The 20,088-nt window shown below is 71.3% G+C and carries 14 protein-coding genes; 6 read left to right on the forward strand and 8 right to left on the reverse strand.

Annotation, left to right across the window (positions count from 1 at the left end):
* Nucleotides 1–66: 66 nt before the first annotated feature.
* From ACZ4TO_RS23410 to ACZ4TO_RS23420, 3 genes are all read left to right on the forward strand, one after another.
* Nucleotides 67–615: an RNA 2'-phosphotransferase gene (locus ACZ4TO_RS23410; protein ID WP_468025121.1), complete on the forward strand. Its 549-nt coding sequence runs from the start codon at nucleotides 67–69 to the stop codon at nucleotides 613–615.
* A gap of 129 nt (nucleotides 616–744) precedes the next feature.
* Nucleotides 745–1,647: an LLM class flavin-dependent oxidoreductase gene (locus tag ACZ4TO_RS23415; protein WP_468025122.1), complete on the forward strand. Its 903-nt coding sequence runs from the start codon at nucleotides 745–747 to the stop codon at nucleotides 1,645–1,647.
* A 214-nt stretch (nucleotides 1,648–1,861) separates the two neighbouring features.
* Nucleotides 1,862–2,749 carry a Cof-type HAD-IIB family hydrolase gene (locus ACZ4TO_RS23420; protein WP_382783150.1) on the forward strand — a complete coding sequence of 296 codons (888 nt, stop codon included), beginning with the start codon at nucleotides 1,862–1,864 and terminating at the stop codon, nucleotides 2,747–2,749.
* A gap of 62 nt (nucleotides 2,750–2,811) precedes the next feature.
* Here the strand turns inward: ACZ4TO_RS23420 and ACZ4TO_RS23425 are convergent, their stop codons facing one another.
* The 6 genes from ACZ4TO_RS23425 to hisC form a co-directional block, all read right to left on the reverse strand.
* Nucleotides 2,812–3,861: a M23 family metallopeptidase gene (locus ACZ4TO_RS23425; protein ID WP_468025123.1), complete on the reverse strand. Its 1,050-nt coding sequence runs from the start codon at nucleotides 3,859–3,861 to the stop codon at nucleotides 2,812–2,814.
* Nucleotides 3,862–3,987: 126 nt separating this feature from the next.
* Nucleotides 3,988–5,700 (reverse strand): sensor histidine kinase, encoded by a 1,713-nt coding sequence (locus ACZ4TO_RS23430; protein WP_468025124.1) that lies wholly within the window; start codon nucleotides 5,698–5,700, stop codon nucleotides 3,988–3,990.
* A gap of 9 nt (nucleotides 5,701–5,709) precedes the next feature.
* Nucleotides 5,710–9,228, reverse strand: coding sequence for a thiol reductant ABC exporter subunit CydD (gene cydD / locus ACZ4TO_RS23435; protein ID WP_468025125.1), 3,519 nt, complete (start codon nucleotides 9,226–9,228; stop codon nucleotides 5,710–5,712).
* Between the two features lie 61 nt (nucleotides 9,229–9,289).
* Nucleotides 9,290–10,297 (reverse strand): cytochrome d ubiquinol oxidase subunit II, encoded by a 1,008-nt coding sequence (gene cydB, locus ACZ4TO_RS23440; RefSeq protein ID WP_468025126.1) that lies wholly within the window; start codon nucleotides 10,295–10,297, stop codon nucleotides 9,290–9,292.
* Nucleotides 10,298–10,317: 20 nt separating this feature from the next.
* Nucleotides 10,318–11,826, reverse strand: coding sequence for a cytochrome ubiquinol oxidase subunit I (locus ACZ4TO_RS23445; RefSeq protein WP_468025127.1), 1,509 nt, complete (start codon nucleotides 11,824–11,826; stop codon nucleotides 10,318–10,320).
* Nucleotides 11,827–12,120: 294 nt separating this feature from the next.
* Nucleotides 12,121–13,200 carry a histidinol-phosphate transaminase gene (gene hisC, locus ACZ4TO_RS23450; protein ID WP_385042896.1) on the reverse strand — a complete coding sequence of 360 codons (1,080 nt, stop codon included), beginning with the start codon at nucleotides 13,198–13,200 and terminating at the stop codon, nucleotides 12,121–12,123.
* A gap of 476 nt (nucleotides 13,201–13,676) precedes the next feature.
* Here hisC and ACZ4TO_RS23455 point away from each other — a divergent pair, with 476 nt between their 5' ends.
* The 3 genes from ACZ4TO_RS23455 to ACZ4TO_RS23465 all read left to right on the forward strand — a co-directional run bounded on the left by ACZ4TO_RS23455 (nucleotide 13,677) and on the right by ACZ4TO_RS23465 (nucleotide 17,175).
* Complete coding sequence (locus ACZ4TO_RS23455) at nucleotides 13,677–14,789, forward strand: LacI family DNA-binding transcriptional regulator (RefSeq protein ID WP_382783169.1); 1,113 nt, start codon at nucleotides 13,677–13,679, stop codon at nucleotides 14,787–14,789.
* Nucleotides 14,790–14,991: 202 nt separating this feature from the next.
* A complete protein-coding gene (locus ACZ4TO_RS23460; protein ID WP_382783171.1) occupies nucleotides 14,992–16,128 on the forward strand; it encodes a metallophosphoesterase in 1,137 nt (378 codons plus the stop codon).
* 180 nt (nucleotides 16,129–16,308) lie between these two features.
* Nucleotides 16,309–17,175 (forward strand): hypothetical protein, encoded by an 867-nt coding sequence (locus ACZ4TO_RS23465; protein ID WP_468025128.1) that lies wholly within the window; start codon nucleotides 16,309–16,311, stop codon nucleotides 17,173–17,175.
* Between the two features lie 205 nt (nucleotides 17,176–17,380).
* On the opposite strand, the gene ACZ4TO_RS23470 is transcribed toward ACZ4TO_RS23465, so the two are convergent.
* Nucleotides 17,381–18,931 carry a VWA domain-containing protein gene (locus tag ACZ4TO_RS23470; RefSeq protein WP_468025129.1) on the reverse strand — a complete coding sequence of 517 codons (1,551 nt, stop codon included), beginning with the start codon at nucleotides 18,929–18,931 and terminating at the stop codon, nucleotides 17,381–17,383.
* On the reverse strand, nucleotides 18,928–19,890 hold the full coding sequence (locus tag ACZ4TO_RS23475; protein WP_468025130.1) for a LysR family transcriptional regulator: 963 nt from the start codon (nucleotides 19,888–19,890) through the stop codon (nucleotides 18,928–18,930). The genes ACZ4TO_RS23470 and ACZ4TO_RS23475 overlap by 4 nt, the downstream gene beginning before the upstream one ends.
* Nucleotides 19,891–20,088: the final 198 nt, after the last annotated feature.

Consider the following 20,088-nt stretch of genomic DNA (forward strand, 5'->3'; position numbering starts at 1 on the left):
CACGCTGGGAGGATGAAAGAACATGAGCAGGCGGATGATCGGACGGAAAGACGGGCCGATGAACCGATGGACGAACGACGCACCGTGAAGGTGTCGAAGTACCTCTCGAAGCATCTGCGGCACCAGCCCGAGCGGATCGGGCTCACGCTCGGCGAGGGCGGCTGGGTCGAGATCGACACGCTGCTCTCAGCGGCCACCGCGCACGGCTTCCGGATCACCCGCGCCGAGCTCGACCACGTGGTGGCCACGAACGACAAGCGGCGCTTCGCCGTCGAGGGGACCCGGATCCGGGCCAGCCAGGGCCACTCCGTCGAGGTCGACCTCGGACTGCCCCCGGCGACCCCGCCGGCGTACCTCTTCCACGGGACCGTGGCCCGCAGCCTGGACGCGATCCGCGCCGAGGGCCTGCGCCCCATGAACCGGCACGACGTGCACCTCTCGGCGGACCGGGAGACGGCCACCCGCGTCGGCGCCCGCCGCGGCCGGCCGGTCATCCTCTCCGTGGACGCCGCCGCCATGCACCGTGACGGCCATGTCTTCCACGTCAGCGCCAACGGAGTCTGGCTGACCGCTGCCGTACCCGCGCGCTATCTGCGGTTTCCCGCTCCTCACTGATCCTGAGCGCCGGACGATACCGCCGCCGGACGCACGACCGGACGCCGCGCGGGCCCCTAGGCAAGCCCTCGGGCAGGCCCTCGGACCGCCCTGAGGCGAGCGCGCCGCGGATCCGTCTACGCTCGACGCATGAGTCTGCGTCTGAGCACCGTGATCCTGCCGTACGTCCGCTGGAACGAGGGCGGGCGTTCCGCATGGCAGCGCGCGGAGCAGCTCGGCTTCCACACCGCGTTCACCTACGACCACCTCTCCTGGCGGACCTTCCGCGACGGCCCCTGGTTCGGGGCCGTGCCGACACTGACCGCCGCGGCCGCCGTCACCGACCGGCTGCGCCTCGGCACACTCGTGACCTCGCCGAACTTCCGGCACCCGGTGACCCTCGCCAAGGATCTGGTCTCCCTCGACGACATCTCCGACGGCCGGATCACGCTGGGCATCGGAGCCGGCGGCACCGGTTTCGACGCCACCGCGCTCGGCCAGGAGCCGTGGACCCCGCGGGAGCGCGCCGACCGCTTCGCCGAGTTCGTGCCCCTGCTCGACCGCCTCCTCACCGAGGACTCCGTCTCCTACGGCGGCAACTTCTACTCGGCGCACGAGGCCCGCAACATCCCGGGCTGCGTCCAGCGCCCCCGGCTGCCGTTCGCCGTGGCCGCCACCGGCCCGCGCGGACTGAAGCTCGCCGCCCGGCACGGGCAGGCGTGGGTGACGACCGGCGACCCGAAGCTGTACGAGACGGGCACCCCCGAACAGTCGGTTCAGGCCATTCGCGGACAGATCGGCAAGCTCGCCGACGCCTGCGCCGAGATCGGCAGGGACGTGGCGGAGCTCGACAAGATCCTGCTCACCGGCTTCACCCCCGACCGTGGCCAGCCCCTGGAGTCCGTCGACGCGTTCGTCGACTTCGCCGGCCGGCACGCCGAACTGGGCGTCACGGACATCGTCGTCCACTGGCCGATCCCCGACTCGGACTTCGCCGCCGACCCCAAGGTCTTCGAGCGGATCGCCATGGAAGCGGTGGCCCAGCTCCGCTGAACCCGGCCGCCGTGCCCGTGGTCCCGCCGATGCGACGGCACGGCGGGGCGGGGCGAGGGGACGAGCGGGACGACACCCGGGCGGTGACGGTCCGGGCGGTGGCGGCCCGGGCGGGGCGAGGGTGACGCGAGGTGAGCCGGGATGAGACGGCGTGAACCGGGGTGAGGACGGTAACCACTCAAGTGTGCGGACCGCCGCACGGCCGTGCGCATATATGCGGGAGAATGACCACGTGACCTCAGCGACTCGCCGGCCCGAGACTCCGGCCTCCACCGTCCCGCCCCGGCTGATCGCCACGGACCTCGACGGCACTCTGTTGCGCGACGACAAATCGGTGTCCGACCGCACGATCGCCGCCCTCGCCGCCGCCGAGCAGGCCGGCATCGAGGTCTTCTTCGTCACCGGCCGCCCGGCCCGCTGGATGGACGTCGTCAGCGACCACGTCCACGGGCACGGCCTGGCCATCGTCGGCAACGGCGCCGCCGTGGTCGACCTGCACGGCGGCCCCGGCAGCCACCGCTTCGTCAAGATCCGTGAACTGACGCCCGACACCGCGCTGGACGTCATCCGGATCCTGCGGACCGCCGCGCCCGGCACGGTGTGCGCCGTCGAGCGGACGTACGGCCTCCACCTCGAACCGGGCTACCCCCTCATGCACATGGAACCCCCGGAGATCGTCCTGCCCGCCGAGAAGCTCCTCGCCGAGGACGCGCTGGACGCCGATCAGCCGGTGCTCAAGGTGCTCGCGTTCCACCCGGAGATGGACCCGGACGAATTCCTCGCCGTCGCCCGCCCCGCCATCGCGGACCGGGCGAACGTGACCCGGTCGAGCCCCAGCGCCCTGCTGGAGATCAGCGGTCCCGGCATCTCCAAGGCCAGCACCCTCGCGCTGTGCTGCGCCGAGCGGGGCATCACGCCCGAGGAGGTCGTCGCCTTCGGTGACATGCCGAACGACGTCGAGATGCTCACCTGGGCGGGCCGGTCGTACGCCATGGGCAACGCCCACCCCGCCGTGATCGCCGCCGCCTCCGGCCGCACGGTCGCGAACAACGAGGACGGTGTGGCGGTCGTGATCGAGAGGATCCTGGCGGACCGCGCGTAGCCCTGGCCCGATCCGACGGAGGTCCTCCGGCATCCGTGCCGGAGGACTCGACGGGCCCGGACCTAGACGACGACCCCGTGTTCCGCCAGCCACGGGACCGGGTCGACCGCCGATCCCATGTCCGGCGTCACCCGCACCTCGAAGTGCAGATGCGGACCGGTCGAGTTGCCGCTCGTGCCCGACTGGCCGATCCACTCGCCGGTCGCGACCCGCTGCCCCTGGTCGACGGCGACCGACGCGAGATGCGCGTACTGCGTGTAGTAGCCGTCGGGGTGCTCGACCACGACCTCGATGCCGAACGCGCCGCCGCAGGACACCCTCACCACCCGGCCGGCCCCGGCCGCCCGCACCGGGGTGCCGATGGGCACGGCGAAGTCCTGCCCGGTGTGCCGGTGCGCCCAGTGCTCGCCTCCGCTGCCGAATCCCGCGGAGAGTTCGTACGTCTCCACCGGCGCGACCCACGCGTTCGTGAACGCCGTCGGCGGCTGGTCGAGACGGACCGCCCCGCGACAGGAACCGGCGGCCACGGAGGCGTCCGCCCGGCTCTGCAGCGCCGACCTCGCCTCGTCCAGCTTGGCCTCGATCGTCCGCTTGACCGCGGCGAGTTCCCCCCTCCGTTTCTCCAGCACCTGCCACTCGGAGCGGGCCTTCGCCTCGTCCGCCGCGAGCCGCACCTCGGCACTCCGGCTCTTCGCGACGGCGCCGGCGACGGCCAGATCGGCCCGCCGCACGGCGTGCTGACCGCGCATCAGACCGTCGGGGTCCTTCGCGAACAGGATCTGTGCCGTGTACGGCAGCCCGCCGCCCTGCCGGTACTGGGCGCGCACGATACGGCCCAGGTCCTCGTGCAGCACCGCGATCTCCTGCCGCTCCCGGACGAGACGGCGCTCGGCCTGTTCCGCCCGGCCGCGCTGCGCCTCGGCGTCCTGCCGCCCCGCCTCGTACTGTCCCGTCGCGACCGAGGCGTCCTCGTACAGCCGCGCCACCTGGGCGCTGATGTCGAGGTCCGCGCCGTCGCCGTCACCGTCGGCCACCGCCGGCCAGGCCGCGAGGGTCACGAGAGCGGACAGCAGAGCGGGTACGAGAAGGGGATGGCGGCGAGAGGAGCGCATGACAGCGATCGTGGCCCGCGCCTTCGGGCCCGGCCCGTTCAAGGGGTACACCTGGGGGACAGGACGTCACGAATGGCCCAGCGGCCGGGCCTGACGGCTCCTCACGAGGCATCCGCGCAAGGCGATTCAGCGCGGCACCTGCCACACCACCGTCGTACCGCCGCCGTCCCCGCCGAGCCCGGTCCCGTACCAACTCTCCCCGCCCAGCGACTCGGCCCGCCGCTTGAGGTTCTTCAGACCGCTGCGCCGGCCGCCCTTGGGAATGCCGACCCCGTCGTCCGCGACCGCGAGACGCACACCGGGCCGCCCGTCCGGGAGCGGGACGTCCGCGTCGACGGACACCTCGATCCGGGAGGCCCCCGCGTGCCGGAAGGCGTTCGAGAGGGCTTCGCGCAGCGCGGCGATGAGGTTCTTGGCGGTGAGTTCGCCGACCTGCGTGTCGACCGGCCCGGTGAAGTGGTGTCCGGGGTGGAACCCGAGGGGGACGGCGGCCATGTTGATCTCGCGCAGGACGCGGGTGCGCAGCCCGGACGGCGTCTCGGCGGGGCCCTGCCGGAGCGCGAAGATCGCGGTGCGGATCTCCTGGATGGTGACGTCGAGTTCGTCGACCGCCTTGCCGACACCGCGCCGCACCTCGGGCACGTTCGACCGGCGCTGCGCGCTCTCCAGCATCATCCCGGTGGCGAACAGCCGCTGGATGACCAGGTCGTGCAGATCGCGGGCGATCCGGTCGCGGTCCTCGTACACCGCGAGCCGTTCCCGGTCGCGCTGGGTCTCGGCCATCATCAGCGCCAGGGCCGCCTGGGAGGCGAACTGCGTGGCGACGGTCCGCTCGGTCTCGGTGAACTGGCGTCCGTCGCGCGGCCTCGGGGTCAGGAGGGCGCCGAGGACCCTGCCGTCGCTCTCCAGGGGGAGCATCATGACGGGCCCGTATCCGTGGGTGAGATCCGTCCGCAGCCGCGGGTCGGCGGACGCGTCCGCCAGGAACACCGGGTTCCCGTCGCGGAGTTCGGCGACCAGTTCGCTCTCCGGCGGAACGATCACGCCCAGCGCGTCGGACGGGTGGTCCGCGGCCACCGCGACGACCTCCAGGCCGCCCTCCTCGGCGGGGAGCAGCACGATCCCGGCCGCGGAACCGGAGAGCCGGCGGGCCTGTTCGGCGACGATCTGCAGCGCGTCCTCGGCGTCGCCGCCCGCCAGCAGCGCGGTGGTGACGGCCACCGAGCCGTCGATCCAGCGCTCCCGCTGCTTGGCCGCTTCGTACAGGCGGGTGTTGCCGATGGCGATACCCGCCTCCGTGGCGAGCACCCGGACCATGTGGAGATCGTCGTCGTCGAAGGCGCCGCCGTCGCGCTTCTCGGTGAGGTACAGGTTTCCGAAGATCTCCCCCTGGACCCGGATCGGTACGCCGAGGAAGCTGCGCATCGCCGGATGGCCGGCCGGGAAGCCGCAGGAGCGCGGGTCGTCGGTCAGGTTCGCCAGGCGCACCGGATCGGGGTCGCGGATGAGCGCGCCCAGCAGCCCCTTGTGGCCGTCGGGCCTCCGGCCGATCCGGCGGGCGGTCTCCTCGTCGACGCCGCGCTGGACGAAGTCCGAGAGGCCCTCGCCGCTCTCGTCCACGACTCCGATGGCCGCGTACCGCGCGTCGGTGAGTTCGGCGGCCGTCTCGCAGATCCGGCCGAGCTTGGAGTGCAGTTCCAGTCCCGATCCGACCGACCGCACGGCCTCCAGCAGCCGTGGGACCCGGGCGTCCGGCTCACCGGCCGGCCCTCCGGAGGCACGAGCCGCCGCGCCCGTGTCGTCGCCGCCCGGCACGGGGGAGCCCCTCGCCGCTGACATGCCTCGAGCCTAGTGGGGGGCCACAACGCCCACCAGCCGGTCCGCGGCGGTCTCGCGTTCCGCCATCTCCCGCAGCGGCCCCTCGACGGCCGCCAGCTCGGCGAACGGACCGCGCTGGACCACGCGCCCGCGCGCGAGCACGATCACCTCGTCCACGGCGTCGAGTCCGGCCAGCCGGTGCGTGATCAGCAGGGTCGTACGGCCCTCGGTCGCGGCCAGCAGGTCCGCGGTGAGCGCGTCGGCCGTCGGCAGGTCGAGGTGTTCCGCCGGTTCGTCGAGGACGAGCACGGGGAAGTCGGCGAGCAGCGCACGGGCCAGGGCGAGCCGCTGGCGCTGACCGCCGGACAGCCGTGCCCCGTGTTCTCCGATCGGGGTGTCGAGCCCGGCGGGCAGGGCGTCCACCCAGTCGAGGAGGCGGGCCCGCCCGAGCGCTTCGCGCAGCGCGGCCCCGTTCGCGTCCTTGCGGGCGAGCAGCAGGTTCTCGCGCACGGTGCTGTCGAAGAGGTGCGCGTCCTGGGCACACAGCCCGATCAGCCGGCGCACGGCGTCCCCGTCCATGCCGTACGCGTCCGCCCCCGCGAGCGTGAACGTCCCGGCTTCGGGGTCCAGGAACCGCAGCAGCACCTGCGCGAGCGTCGTCTTGCCGGCTCCGGAGGTGCCGACCACGGCGATCCTGCGGCCCTCTTCGAGGGTCAGGTCGAGTCCGGCCAGCGCGTCCCGGTCCTGGCCCGCGTACCGGGCCCGCAGCCCGGACACGCGGAGCGGGAACGGCGACGCGGGCGCCGGCCGCGGCTGTGCGGGCTCGCGTACGGGATCGGGGGCGTCCAGCACCTCGTACACGCGCTCGGCGCTCTTGCGCACCCGCTGCCGGTACTGGACGGCGAGCGGCAGTCCCATGACGGCCTCGAAGGCGGCGAGCGGGGTGAGGACGACAACGGCCATGAGCACGCCGTTCAGGCGGCCCGCGGCGACCGCCTGGGCGCCGACCAGGGCGGTGGCCGCGACGGTGAGCCCGGAGACCAGTGCCGTGAGTCCGTCGCCGAGTGCGGTCGCGGTGGCGGCGCGGGAGGCGATCCTCGTGAGGACGCCGTCGGCCTGCCGCGCCTGGGCGGTACGGGCGGGCAGCGCGCCCGCGACGGTCAGTTCGGCGGTCCCCGTGAGCAGATCGGCCACCTGGGTGGCCAGCGCCCCGCGGGCGGGGGCCAGCCGGCGTTCGGCGCGGCGCGCGACGGCACCGGTCACCAGGGGGACTCCGGCTCCGGCGGCCAGCAGACCGACGGCGAGCACGGCGCCGGCTTCGGGGAGCAGCCAGGCGGTGAACCCGGCGGAGGCGGCGGAGACCAGGACCGCGGCTCCGGCCGGCAGCAGCCAGCGCAGCCAGTAGTCCTGGAGGGCGTCGACATCGGCGACGAGTCGCGACAGCAGGTCGCCGCGCCGGGTGGTCCGCAGTCCGGCGGGCGCGAGCCGTTCCAGGCGCCGGTAGACGGCGACCCGGGTGTCGGCCAGCATCCGCAGCACGGCGTCGTGCGAGACGAGCCGTTCCGCGTACCGGAACACCGCCCGGCCGATGCCGAACGTCCGGGTGGCCGTGACGGCCACCATCAGGTAGAAGACGGGCGGCTGCTGGGAGGCTCGTGAGATGAGCCAGCCGGAGGTCGCCATCAGGCCGACGGCGCTCCCGAGCGCGAGGCTGCCGAGGAGCAGGGCGAGCGCGAGCGGCCCCCGCCGGGGTGCCGCCATCGCCCGGACCCGGGCGAGCACGCCGTCGCGGCCCCGGGGCATCACGACGGGTGCCTCGGCCGGGGACAGGCTCTCCGGCGCGGGCGGCTGGGTGCTGTCCGTCGGCTTCGGGGAGCCGGAGGAGCCGGCCTCGGGCGCGGGCCTCGGCGCGCCGACGACGGCGGCCTCCAGGCGGACCACCCGGTCCGCGACGTCCAGGAGGGCCGGCCGGTGCACGACCAGCAGGACGGTCCGCCCCACGGCCAGCCGCCGGACCGCCGCGACGACCTCGGCCTCGGTCGCCCCGTCGAGCGAGGCCGTCGGCTCGTCGAGCAGCAGCACGGGCCGGTCCGCGAGGAACGCCCGCGCGAGGGCCAGGCGTTGGCGCTGCCCGGCCGACAGGCCGGCGCCGTCCTCGCCAAGGACCGTGTCCACCCCGGCGGGCAGGGCGTCCACGAACTCCGCCGCGCCGGCGTCGGCGAGCGCCCGGCGCAGCGCCGCGTCGTCGGCGTCGGGCCGTGCCAGCCGTACGTTCTCGGCGATGGTTCCGGCGTACAGGTGGGGACGCTGCGGCACCCAGGCGATCCGCGAGCGCCATGCGACGAGGTCGGCGTCCGTGAGATCGGCTCCCCCGGCGCTCACGCGGCCGGCGGTGGGCTCCACGAACCCGAGCAGAACGTTCAGCAGGGTCGACTTGCCCACGCCGCTGGGGCCGACGAGGGCGACCGTCTCACCGGGCTCGACGGTGAAGGAGACGTCCGAGACCGCGTCGGTGGTGCGTCCCGGGTAGCGCACGGTCACGCCGTCGAAGACGATCTCCCCCGCGGGCACGATCCGCGAACCGGACCTCGGCGCGGGGGTCTCCAGCACCTCGAAGATCGCCTCGGCGGCCGCGAGCCCCTCGGCGGCGGCGTGGTACTGGGCTCCCACCTGCCTGAGCGGCAGATAGGCCTCGGGCGCCAGCACGAGGATGACGAGCCCCACGTACAGATCCATCTCGCCGTGGACGAGCCGCATGCCGATGGTCACCGCGACCAGGGCGACCGAGATGGTGGCGAGCAGTTCCAGGGCGAAGGACGACAGGAAGGCGATGCGGAGCGTCCTCATGGTCGCCTGCCGGTACTCACCGGTGATCTTCCGGATCGACTCGGCCTGCGCCTTGGCCCGGCCGAACACCTTGAGCGTGGGCAGTCCTGCGACCACGTCGAGGAAGTGTCCGGAGAGCCGGGACAGCATCCGCCACTGGCGGTCCATGTGGCTGCGTGTGGCCCAGCCGATCAGCACCATGAACAGGGGGATGAGCGGCAGGGTGGCGACGATGATGGCCGCGGACATCCAGTCCTCGGTGACGATCCGCGCGAGCACGGCGACCGGGACCACCACCGCGAGACCCAACTGCGGCAGATAGCGGGAGAAGTAGTCGTCGAGCGCATCGACACCGCGGGTCGCGAGGGCGACGAGGGAGCCCGTTCGCTGGCCGCTGAGCCAGCCGGGCCCGAGCGACGCGGCCCGCTCCAGCAGCCGTCCCCTGAGCTCCGACTTGACCGCGGCACTCGCGCGGTGCGCGGCGAGCTCGGTGAGCCAGGCCACCAGCGCCCGCCCGAGCGCCACCACCGTCAACAGGATCAGCGGAGTGCGCAGTTCGGCGGCGGAGTGTCCGTGCTGGAAGGCGCCGACCACCACGTCGGCGATGAGCATCGCCTGAGCGATGACCAGAGCCGCTCCGGCGACGCCCAGCCCCACGACCGCGACAAGGAAGCGGCGGGTGGCCCGGGCGTACCGGAGGAGGCGCGGATCGATAGGTTTCACGTGAAACACACCTTTGGCCCATCAGGGCACGTTTCACGTGAAACATGCCGATCCATCGGATTCAGTGCGACGCGTCCACGGCGATGTGGTGCGTGCCGATGCGCTTGCGAAACACCCAGTAGGTCCAGCTCTGGTAGAGCAGGACGATCGGGGTGGCGATCACGGCACACCAGGTCATGATCGTCAGGGTGTAGTGGCTCGACGCGGCGTTGGAGACCGTGAGGCTCCAGTCCTCGTTGAGCGAGGACGGCATGACGTCCGGGAAGAGCGACAGGAAGAGCATCGCCACGGCGGCCACGATGGTGAGCCCCGAGAGGATGAACGCCCATCCCTCCCGGCCGGCGTTGACCATCGCCAGCGCCGCGACCAGCGCGACCACGGCCACGACCAGCGCCACCAGTGATGCGCCGTCGCCATTGTCGATCTGCGTCCAGATGAGGAAGGCCAGCGCCAGCAGGGCGGTCGCCAGTCCGACCCGCAGCGCGAGCTTGCGGGCCCGCTCCCGGATGTCTCCGACCGTCTTGAGCCCGACGAACACCGTTCCGTGGAAGGTGAACAGAGTGAGCGTCACCAGACCGCCGAGGATCGAGTACACGTTGAGCAGATCCCAGAAGTTGCCCACGTACTCGAAGTTCCGGTCGATCTTCACCCCGCGCACGATGTTGCCGAAGGCCACACCCCACAGGAACGCGGGGATCAGCGAGGTCCAGAAGATCGCCGTCTCCCAGTTGCGCTGCCAGTGCTCCTCGGGCCGCTTCGCCCGGTACTCGAAGGCGACGCCCCGCACGATCAGGCAGACCAGGATGATCAGCAGGGGCAGATAGAAGCCCGAGAAGAGCGTGGCGTACCACTCGGGAAAGGCCGCGAAGGTCGCGCCGCCGGCCGTGAGCAGCCAGACCTCGTTGCCGTCCCACACGGGGCCGATCGTGTTGATCAGCACCCGCTTCTCGACGCGGTCGCGGGCCAGCAGCTTGGTGAGGATGCCGACCCCGAAGTCGAAGCCCTCCAGGAAGAAGTATCCGATCCAGAGGATCGCGATGAGGACGAACCAGACGTCGTGAAGTTCCATGACTCAGCAGCTCCCCGAGCCTAGTAGGAGAAGGCCATCGGCTTGTCGGCGTCCCTGGAGTCGCCGCCGATCCTGGTGGGCGGGTTGAGGTCGGACTCGGTGAGCTCGGGCGGTCCTGCCTTGACGTACTTCGCGAGCAGCTTGACCTCGATGACGGCGAGGATCGCGTAGATCAGCGAGTAGACGACCAGGGAGGTGATGACCTCGCCCTGCGAGACGGTGGGGGAGACCCCGTACCGCGTCTGCAGAACGCCGTACACGACCCACGGCTGACGGCCCATCTCGGTGAAGATCCAGCCCCAGGAGTTGGCGATCAGCGGGAAGGCCAGGGTCCAGATGGCGATGCGCCAGCCCCACTTGGTGAGCTTCGGGCCCAGCGCCTTGTCCTTGAACAGGACCAGATGCGGTGCCTCGTCCTCGCCGACCCTCAGGTGCTGCGGCAGCATGAACTTCTTGCGGGTCAGCCAGAGTCCGATGATGCCGATCACGAAGGAGGCCATGCCGAAGCCGATCATCCAGCGGAACGCCCAGAAGGTGACCGGGATGATGGGGCGGTAGTCGCCGGGACCGTACTTCTCCTGCTCGGCCTTGTTCGTGTCGTTGATGCCGGGGACGTAGGAGTTGAAGTCGTCGTCGGCGAGGAACGACAGTATCCCGGGGATCGACAGCTCGACGGTGTTGTGGCCCTTGCTGACATCTCCGTAGGCGAAGATCGAGAAGGGCGCGGAGTCCTGGCCGTCCCAGAGCGCCTCGGCGGCGGCCATCTTCATCGGCTGCTGCTTGAACATGATCTTGCCGAGGGTGTCGCCGCTGATCGCCGTGAGGAGACCGGCGATGACGACGGTGACCAGGCCGAGGCGCAGCGAGGTCTTCATGACGGCGACGTGCCGCTTGCGGGCCAGGTGGATGGCGGCGATGCCCACCATGAAGGCGCCACCGGTCAGGAAGGCGGCGGTCAGGGTGTGGAACACCTGGGCGAGCGCGGTGTTCTGCGTCAGCACGTGCCAGAAGTCGGTGAGTTCCGCGCGCCCCTTCGCCTTGTTGATGCGGTAGCCGACCGGGTGCTGCATCCACGAGTTGGCCGCGAGGATGAAGTACGCGGACAGCATGGTGCCGATGGAGACCATCCACATGCAGGCGAGGTGGAGCTTCTTCGGCAGCTTGTCCCAGCCGAAGATCCACAGCCCGATGAAGGTGGACTCGAAGAAGAAGGCGAGCAGGGCCTCGAAGGCGAGCGGAGCGCCGAAGATGTCACCGACGAAGCGCGAGTAGGCGGACCAGTTCATGCCGAACTGGAACTCCTGGACGATGCCGGTGACGACACCCATCGCGATGTTGATCAGGAACAGCTTGCCCCAGAACTTGGTGGCGCTCAGGTACTTCGGCTTCTCCGTGCGTACCCAGGCGGTCTGCAGGCCTGCGACGAGTGCCGCGAGCGAGATCGTCAGGGGCACGAAGAAGAAGTGGTAGACGGTGATGATTCCGAACTGCCATCGCGCCATGGTCTCTGGCGCCAAAGCCAATTCCACGTCGTCAGTCTCCTTACGTCGCCGTTGTCACAGCGGCAGTGTGCCCGCTTTATCCCGGACAACATGGGAGCAACAGGACACGCTTGTGAACGCGTTCACATTCACAAGCAATTATGACGCATGCCCGTTCGACGGAGGAGGGGTGGGGGGTCCTTAAGCCGGGGCCGAACGGCCCCAACGCCGAGGGGCCCGTACGCGATCAACGCGTACGGGCCCCTGCGCACTCGGCGACGGCCGCCTTCCCGGGCGACGGACGAGCCCGTCCGGGAAGGAGGGCGGTTGTCGATCGGGCGACTACAGCTCCTTGTGGAAGCTCTCGGTCGCCTTCAGGAAGATGTCGTTCGCCTCGGTCTCACCGATCGTGATGCGGACGCCCTCGCCCGCGAAGGGACGCACGACGACCCCGGCCTGCTCGCAGTGGGCGGCGAAGTCGAGGGTGCGCTCCCCCAGCCGCAGCCACACGAAGTTGGCCTGCGTCTCGGGCACCGTCCAGCCCTGACCGCGCAGAGCGTCGACCACCCGGGTGCGCTCGGAGACCAGCGAGCCGACCCGGCCGATCAGCTCGTCCTCGGCCCGCAGGCTCGCCACCGCGGCGTCCTGGGCGAGCTGGCTCACACCGAACGGCACCGCCGTCTTGCGCAGCGCGGCCGCCACCGGCTCGTGAGCGATCGCGAAACCGACCCGGAGTCCGGCCAGTCCGTACGCCTTGGAGAACGTGCGCAGCACACAGACGTTGGGCCGGTCACGGTAGATCTCCACACCGTCCGGCACCTCGACGTCACGGATGAACTCGCGGTACGCCTCGTCCAGGACGACCAGCACATCGCTCGGCACCCGGTCCAGGAACCGCTCCAGCTCGGCCCGGCGGACCACCGTGCCGGTCGGGTTGTTCGGGTTGCAGACGAAAATCAGCCGCGTCCGGTCGGTGATGGCGTCGGCCATCGCGTCCAGGTCGTGCACCTCGCCCGGGGTCAGCGGCACCCGCACCGAGGTCGCCCCGCTGATCTGCGTGATGATCGGGTACGCCTCGAAGGAGCGCCAGGCGTAGATGACCTCGTCACCGGGGCCGCTCGTGGACTGCAGGAGCTGCTGCGCCACACCGACCGAGCCAGTGCCCGTCGCCAGGTGCGAGACGGGCACGCCGAAACGGTCCGCCAGCTCGTTCATCAGACCCGTGCATGCCATGTCCGGGTAGCGGTTGAACGAACCGGCCGCCGCGGTCAGGCTCTCCACCACACCCGGAAGCGGCGGATACGGGTTCTCGTTGGAGGACAGCTTGTACGCCACGGCGCCACCGGCGGCGGCCGGCTTCCCGGGCTTGTAGGTGGGGATACCCGCCAGCTCGGCACGCAGCTTGGGGTTCGTGTCGCTCACCGCAGTCCTCCTCGTGACCACCAGCGGCTCATGACCACCACCGGCTACCAATGCTTCTCACCTTATGAGGATTCCGCTCCGCTGCGAATGGCCTGTGGACAACCCGACACCGCCACGTGCCCGCCGGGTGATCGTCCGCGGACGCCGGCGACACCGGCCCGGGCCGTCGCGGACGCCCGCCGGGAGGTCTTCCTCGTACGAAGTCGTACGAAAAGGGGGCGCGTCGACTGCTACCACATGCGCCGGTGGCTCGCGCCGTGGCGCGCATCCCTCGTACAGGTGAGTTGAGACCTCTTCGAAACATGGCCCGCTTGGCAGGCTCGCACGCGCCGACAAGTCACGTATCGGGATGGGATTGTTCAACTACCTTCGCTTCGCAGGGAGTTAGCGCATTTCGATCATGCAGAAACGTGCCTGTCAACGCGTGCATATGCGTCCGCACTACCCCACCGCATGAGCCCTACTATCGGCTCGCCATGACAGCAGCAGGGAAGCACCAGGTGAGCCGGGCGGAGACCTCCCGCCGAGGCGGTCGGCCGGGCCGGGCGGGTATCAGAGACGTGGCCGCGGCAGCAGGGGTCTCCATCACAACCGTGTCCGACGCCCTCAACGGCAAGGGACGGCTCCCGGACGCCACCCGACGCCATGTCCGCGAAGTCGCCGACCGGCTGGGGTATCGCCCCTCGGCCGCGGCCCGAACCCTCCGTACCGGCAAGTCGGGCCTGATCGGCCTGACCGTCACCACGTACGGGGATGAACCTTTCACCTTCACCGAGTTCGCGTACTTCGCCGAGATGGCCAGAGCCGCCACCTCGGCCGCGCTCGCCCGGGGATACGCCCTGGTCATCCTCCCGGCGACGTCCCGCCACGACGTGTGGTCGAACGTCGCCCTGGACGGAACCGTGGTCATCGACCCGTCCGACCAGGATCCGGTCGTCAGCGAGCTGGTCCGCCAGGGGCTGCCCGTCGTCTCCGACGGGCGGCCCGTGGGATCGCTCCCGGTCACCGCCTGGGTGGACAACGACCACGAGGCCGCCGTCCTCGGCATCCTCGACCACCTGGCCGACGCCGGCGCCCGCCGCATCGGCCTCCTCACCGGCACCACCACGGACACGTACACCCGCCTCTCCACCACCGCGTACCTGCGCTGGTGCGAGCGCGTGGGCCAGGATCCGGTGTACGAGGCGTATCCGGCGCACGATCCGTGCGCCGGAGCGGTGGCCGCCGACCGGCTCCTCGCCCGGCCCGACCGGCCGGACGCCGTCTACGGCCTCTTCGACCCGAACGGCACCGACCTGCTGGCGGCCGCCCGCCGCTACGGTCTGCGCGTACCCGACGACCTGCTTCTGGTGTGCTGCAGCGAGTCGAACGTCTACGCCAGCACCGAGCCGCCCGTCACGACGCTGTCCCTCAAACCGCGCAGAATCGGCACGGCGGTCGTCCAGTTGCTGATCGACGCCATCGAAGGGGTCGAATCGGACCAACCGGTCGAGCAGGTGATACCCACGGAGCTGATCGTGCGGACCTCGTCGCAGCGGCGGTCGCCCCGGACGACCGTCAGTCCGCCCCGATCACCCGAGCAGGGCTGAGGAACGATCCGAATCGGGCGGGGCGAGCCCCGCCCAATTCGGGCGAAAACCGCGGTGAACTGGGCTCCTGTTCCGATTCACCACCCCTGGGTCATCACATGGCGCGATCCGCATTCCTATGATGGGCGGACGACACCGCGGGCCGCTGCGACCAGGCAGTCCGAACCGGTGCAGATGCGGCGCGATGGTGGTGGAGGGGTCGATGACTCAGGGGGCCGGTCAGGGACCCGAGGTGGTGCGGACGGCGACGTTGCGCGACTTCCGGGTGCCCGGGTACGTCCACGAGACCGGTCCGTATGCGCAGAACACGCCTCACGGCGAGAGCGCCGGACCCATGACTGCGCGGTACGCGGCGGGAGAGTCCGCCCCGTACGCGTCGGGGGAGGCTCCGGCGGAGTTCCCGGGAGAGTTCTCCGAGGGGTACACGCCCACGCAGCGCGATCTGCCGGTCATCAACCGCGGCGACACCCAGCAGGTCGCCGTCGATCCCTCCGGCGCACCCGCCCCGGCACCCGGCGCCGGACCCGGCCCGCTGTACGTGGTCGGGGACGTGCACGGCTACCTCGACCAGCTCCTCGCCGCGCTCCAGGCCAAGGGCCTCGTCGACGCAGCCGGAAACTGGTCGGCCGGCACCTCGCGCCTGTGGTTCCTCGGCGACTTCACCGACCGCGGCCCGGACGGCATCGGCGTGATCGACCTCGTGATGCGGCTGTCCGCCGAGGCCGCCGCCGCCGGCGGCTACTGCAAGGCGCTCATGGGCAACCACGAGCTGCTGCTCCTCGGTGCCAAGCGGTTCGGCGACACCCCGGTCAGCTCCGGCGCCGGCACCGCCACCTTCCAGGCCGCCTGGCTCCTCAACGGCGGCCAGAAGACCGACATGGACCGACTCCAGGACCACCACCTGCAGTGGATGGCCCGCCTCGACGCCATGGAACTGGTCGACGGACACCTCCTGGTGCACTCCGACACCACCGCCTACCTCGACTACGGCGACTCCATCGAAGCGGTCAACGACACCGTCCGCGAAACCCTCACCCGCAACGACGCCGAGGACTGCTGGGACCTGTTCCGCAAGTTCACCCGGCGCTTCGCCTTCCGCGACGAGGGCGCCGAGGCGGTCCGCGAACTGCTCGGGGCGTACGGCGGCAACCGCGTCGTCCACGGCCACAGCCCCATCCCCTACCTCCTGGGCGAGGTGGGCCCGGAGGACGGCGAGGCCGGAGCGGGTCCCGTCATCGAAGGACCGCACGTCTACGCCGACGGTCTGGCCATCGCGATGGACGGCGGAGTGACCATGGCCGGAAAGCTGCTGGTCCAACAACTTCCGCTGGACATCTGAGCGTTCACCGGACAGGCGTCCGGCCGACGGACCACTCCGGACAGGGGCCAATTTCTGGAAACCCCCTGTCACGGCGTGCCGTCGCCGCTCTACCATCGGCTTATCCGTAGCAGGCTCCCCTCCGTTTCTGCCCGACGGCTCGTCAGCGTGCGAGCCACCAGCCCTACGGAGCATCGGGGGATGCAGATGAACAGCGTTCCGCAGCACCTGCTGAGCGAGGACCGCCAGGAATACGAGCGGATCCTCGATGAGGCGCTGCGCTCCGCCCCACACCGCCCGGAACTCGCCGCTGTCGGCCAGCGGCTCAACCTCGAACAACTGCGCACCATGGCCCTCAACGCCACGGCCCTCATCACCACGGCCGCGTCGGACGAGTACGCCCACTATGTGAAGGTCCGCAGCGAACTGCGCCGGCCGGTGCGGTCCGCCCCGGTCGTGAGCGAGGAAGCCGGCTCCACGGAGCCGGGCACGACCGCGATGGGCCTCGCCGCCACCGTGGGGGAGGTCACCGAGACCGCCGGCGCGGGAGCGGTCGCCGTCGTCGCGGTGCTCGCCCCCGTCCTCGCCGGGACGGCCGCGGCCATATTCCTGCTCGTGGGCTATGTCCTGAGGATGCTCGATCCCGAGCCGACCATCGCCAGGACCCTTCTGACCACCGGATGGGTCTTCGGCGCGGTCACGGCGGCCGCCATTCTGGTCGCCGCCGCCGGACTGCTGCTGACCGCCCTGCGCAACAGCTCGTCCTCCCTCCAGGCGGGAGCGGGTGACGAGCTGACCGGACAGGTCGCCCGGGCCAAGGAGGCCTGGCACGACGCGCTGCTGGAGCGCGGCATCATGCCGTTCCTCCGGGAAGCCCTCGCGGACCCGGGCTCGGCGGCACTGGGCCGCCCCGCACCGGCGGCCCCGAGCCGCATACCGCACCTCGGGTACGGCCGGCCGGGGTTCAGCAGCCCCGACGGCGGACCCGCGGCGGGCCCGCGCCCGAGCTTCTCCAGCCCGGACTTCACCAGCCCGGACTTCGGAGGGCCTGAACACCAGCCCGAGTGACCCGGCCGGCCGACGGCCGGGTCCGAGGCGGGAGGGCCCGCGCATGTGCGCGGGCCCGTACACCCATGCCGGTACGGCCGTTGCCGGTTCGGCCCTTGCCGGTACGGCCGTTTCCGGCCGCCGGGTGCGGGCGGGGCCCTCACACGGCTGGCCCGGGGCGTGCCGACGGCGTCCCGCGGTCCTCCCGCGCCGTCCTCGGGCCGTCTCAGACGATGCCCAGCCGACGCGCCTCCTTCATCCACGACGGGAACTCGGACAGCAACCGGTCGTAGAGCTCCGGATCCGGTACGTGGCTGATGTCGTCGACCGCGAAGAAGCCCACGTTGTCGACGCGCCGCCCCGGCAGGGTGTCGAAGCGCTCCAGAACGCCGTAGTTGGAGCGCCCCAGCCCGACGAACTGCCAGAAGACGGGCTCGTCCACCGCCTCCCGCAGTTCCGTCTCGATCTCCTTGTTGCGGTAGACACCGCCGTCGGAGAAGAAGAGCACCAGCGTGGGATCGGCGGCCGGGTTCGCGCGGACGAACGCCCGGACCTCGGCGATCACCTTCTGCTCCTCGTTCTGGATGCCCACCGCCCGCATGTCCACCTGGCCCGGCAGCAGGCCCCTCTTCGGCTTCTTCCGCCGGAACAGGGTCAGTTCACCGACCCGGACATGGTGCTCGAGCCACTCCGGCAGATCGCCCAGGGCGAGGTCGGGCAGCCGGGCGGGGTTCGACGCGAAGGTCCAGGCCTGCATCTCCCCGTCGTCGTCCAACTGGGCCGCCACCGCGGCCATCCGCTCCACGACATCGGCCACGACGCCCTTGGAGTACAGGAACGACATGGAACCGGAAGCGTCCAGGACCAGGATGACGCGGGCCCTGATCCCCACGGCCCCGTGCTTGCGCAGACTGACCGCCACCTGCTCCTTGCGCAGGGAGAGCCGCTTGCGCATGTCCACGGGCAGCCGCTCCTCTCCCTTGACGAGACGAGGAGCCGAGCCGGGAGCAGCGGCCGAGCCGGGAGCCGGGGGTGCCTGGGGCACGGGGGGTGCCGACGGGACCGGAGCGGTCGGGGGCGCGGGGGCCGGCGGGAACGCGGGGGCCGACGGAGGCGGCGGGGGGACGGGAGTGCTCGGGGGCGCCGGGACCGGCGGCAGGGTCGTCGCCGACGGGATGCTCGATGCCGGTGAGGCCGTTCCGGGGGCCGCGCTCCTCGGGTCCGCGCTCCCGGGAGCACCCGGCTCCTCGTCCACGCTGATCCCGAAGTCCGTGGCCAGGCCCGCGAGTCCGGAGGCGTACCCCTGGCCCACCGCGCGGAACTTCCACCGGCCGCCCCGCAGATACAGCTCGCCTCCGATGAAGGCCGTCTCCGTCGTCGCCTCCATGTCGAAGAACGCCAGCTCCTCCCCGGACCCGGCGTCGAACAGCTTCAGCCTCAGACCCGACAGTTCGCCGAAGGTGCCCCCGTCGGCCGAGGCCCCCAGGACCACCCGCTCGATCTCCGGCTCCAGGGCACGCAGATCCACCTCGACGGTGTCCGCCGTCCCGTCGCCCTCCCGCCGCTTGCCCGAGTGGCGCACGGCGCCGGAGGCATGCCGGGGCTGGTTGTAGAAGACGAAGTCACCGTCGTCGCGCACCTTCCCGTCCGCGCGCAGCAGCAGGGCCGAGGCATCGGCGTCCGGCGCGCCGGGACCTCCGGACCAGCCGAGTACGACCCGCACCGCCTGCGCGGCAACGGGAAGGTTGGCACCCTTGCTCATCGATGTCGGTGTCATGCGCCCAGTCTCCCTGGAGAAGCCGTCGGTGGATCCGACCGATACGCCCGCGCGTGGGAGGAGCCGGCCGCGGGGGAGGAACCGGCCGCGTCCGAGGCGGCCCGGACGAACTCACGCAGGCGTTCGGTGGTGTTGCTCTCCCTCCACACGAGTCCCCGCTCGATCGGCCGGGCGTCGTGAAGGGGTACGTAGGCGATGTCGGGCCGGGGGTAGTACTGCCGCGAGTGCTCCCCGACCGGGAGGACGCCCCGGCCCATCGCGACCAGGGTCAGCATCTCGGAGAACGATCCGCCGACCGGGCCCTTCGGAACGGGTCTGCCCGAAGGGGTGTGGTCCGGTGTGCGGTCCCGCTTGAACCCCGCCGAGGTCACCGCGGGGTACTGCACCACGGGGTGGTCCGCGAGCACCTCCAGGGACAGCCGCTCCTCACCGGCCAGCGGATGACCGGCCGCGACCGCCAGGACCCGGTCCTCCCGCAGCAGGGCGGGTCCGCAGGCCATCCCGTCGAAGGGGAACGAGGCGAGCAGCACGTCGATCGAACCGTCCACGAGACTCGCACGGGAGTTGGAGAGCTGGACCTCCCGCACGTCGACCCGGCAGTCCGGGTGACGCTCACCGAACAGGGCGACCGCTCTGAGAAGCGCGGGTGCCGTCCACTCGCCGAGGAAGGCGACCCGCAGTTCCCCGGTGATCCCCCGGCTCGCGTCGGCCGCCCTTCGCACAGCGGCGTCGATCCCGGCGACCAGGGGCGCCAGGTCGTCCGCGAGCTGCCGGCCGATCGGGGTGAGCCGGACGGAACGGCTGGTGCGTTCGAACAGCAGGCCGCCGACCCTGCGCTCCAGCGTCTTGATCACCTGGCTGACCCGCCCGGTCGTGATCAGCAGCCGCTCGGCCGTCCGGCCGAAGTGCAGTTCCTCGGCCAGCGTCAGAAAGGTCTCGATCTCCAGCCGTTCCAGCATGAACCCCCCAGCGTTAAATCTGGCTCAACGGTCGTACAGCGATCATGCCTTGATGGCGTCCGTCCCACGGCGGATCGTAGAAGGCGTCCACCCGGCGGCGGGAGGGAGCCGATCAATCCCCCGGCAGGCGGCACGCACGGCGCCTCCGCACCCGGCTCCGCCCACCGCGTCCACCACACCCATCACACCCTTTCCGAA

The organism is Streptomyces sp. NPDC028298, assembly GCF_055565895.1.

Excerpts from the sequence above, each read along its gene's own strand:
- ACZ4TO_RS23410 (WP_468025121.1), top strand. The coding sequence starts at position 67 with ATGGACGAACGACGCACCGTGAAGGTGTCGAAGTACCTCTCGAAGCAT.
- ACZ4TO_RS23465 (WP_468025128.1), top strand. The coding sequence starts at position 16,309 with ATGCAGATGAACAGCGTTCCGCAGCACCTGCTGAGCGAGGACCGCCAG.
- ACZ4TO_RS23420 (WP_382783150.1), top strand. The coding sequence starts at position 1,862 with ATGCGGGAGAATGACCACGTGACCTCAGCGACTCGCCGGCCCGAGACT.
- ACZ4TO_RS23460 (WP_382783171.1), top strand. The coding sequence starts at position 14,992 with ATGACTCAGGGGGCCGGTCAGGGACCCGAGGTGGTGCGGACGGCGACG.
- ACZ4TO_RS23455 (WP_382783169.1), top strand. The coding sequence starts at position 13,677 with ATGACAGCAGCAGGGAAGCACCAGGTGAGCCGGGCGGAGACCTCCCGC.
- ACZ4TO_RS23475 (WP_468025130.1), bottom strand. The coding sequence starts at position 19,890 with ATGCTGGAACGGCTGGAGATCGAGACCTTTCTGACGCTGGCCGAGGAA.
- cydB (WP_468025126.1), bottom strand. The coding sequence starts at position 10,297 with ATGGAACTTCACGACGTCTGGTTCGTCCTCATCGCGATCCTCTGGATC.
- ACZ4TO_RS23425 (WP_468025123.1), bottom strand. The coding sequence starts at position 3,861 with ATGCGCTCCTCTCGCCGCCATCCCCTTCTCGTACCCGCTCTGCTGTCC.
- ACZ4TO_RS23470 (WP_468025129.1), bottom strand. The coding sequence starts at position 18,931 with ATGACACCGACATCGATGAGCAAGGGTGCCAACCTTCCCGTTGCCGCG.
- ACZ4TO_RS23430 (WP_468025124.1), bottom strand. The coding sequence starts at position 5,700 with ATGTCAGCGGCGAGGGGCTCCCCCGTGCCGGGCGGCGACGACACGGGC.
- ACZ4TO_RS23415 (WP_468025122.1), top strand. The coding sequence starts at position 745 with ATGAGTCTGCGTCTGAGCACCGTGATCCTGCCGTACGTCCGCTGGAAC.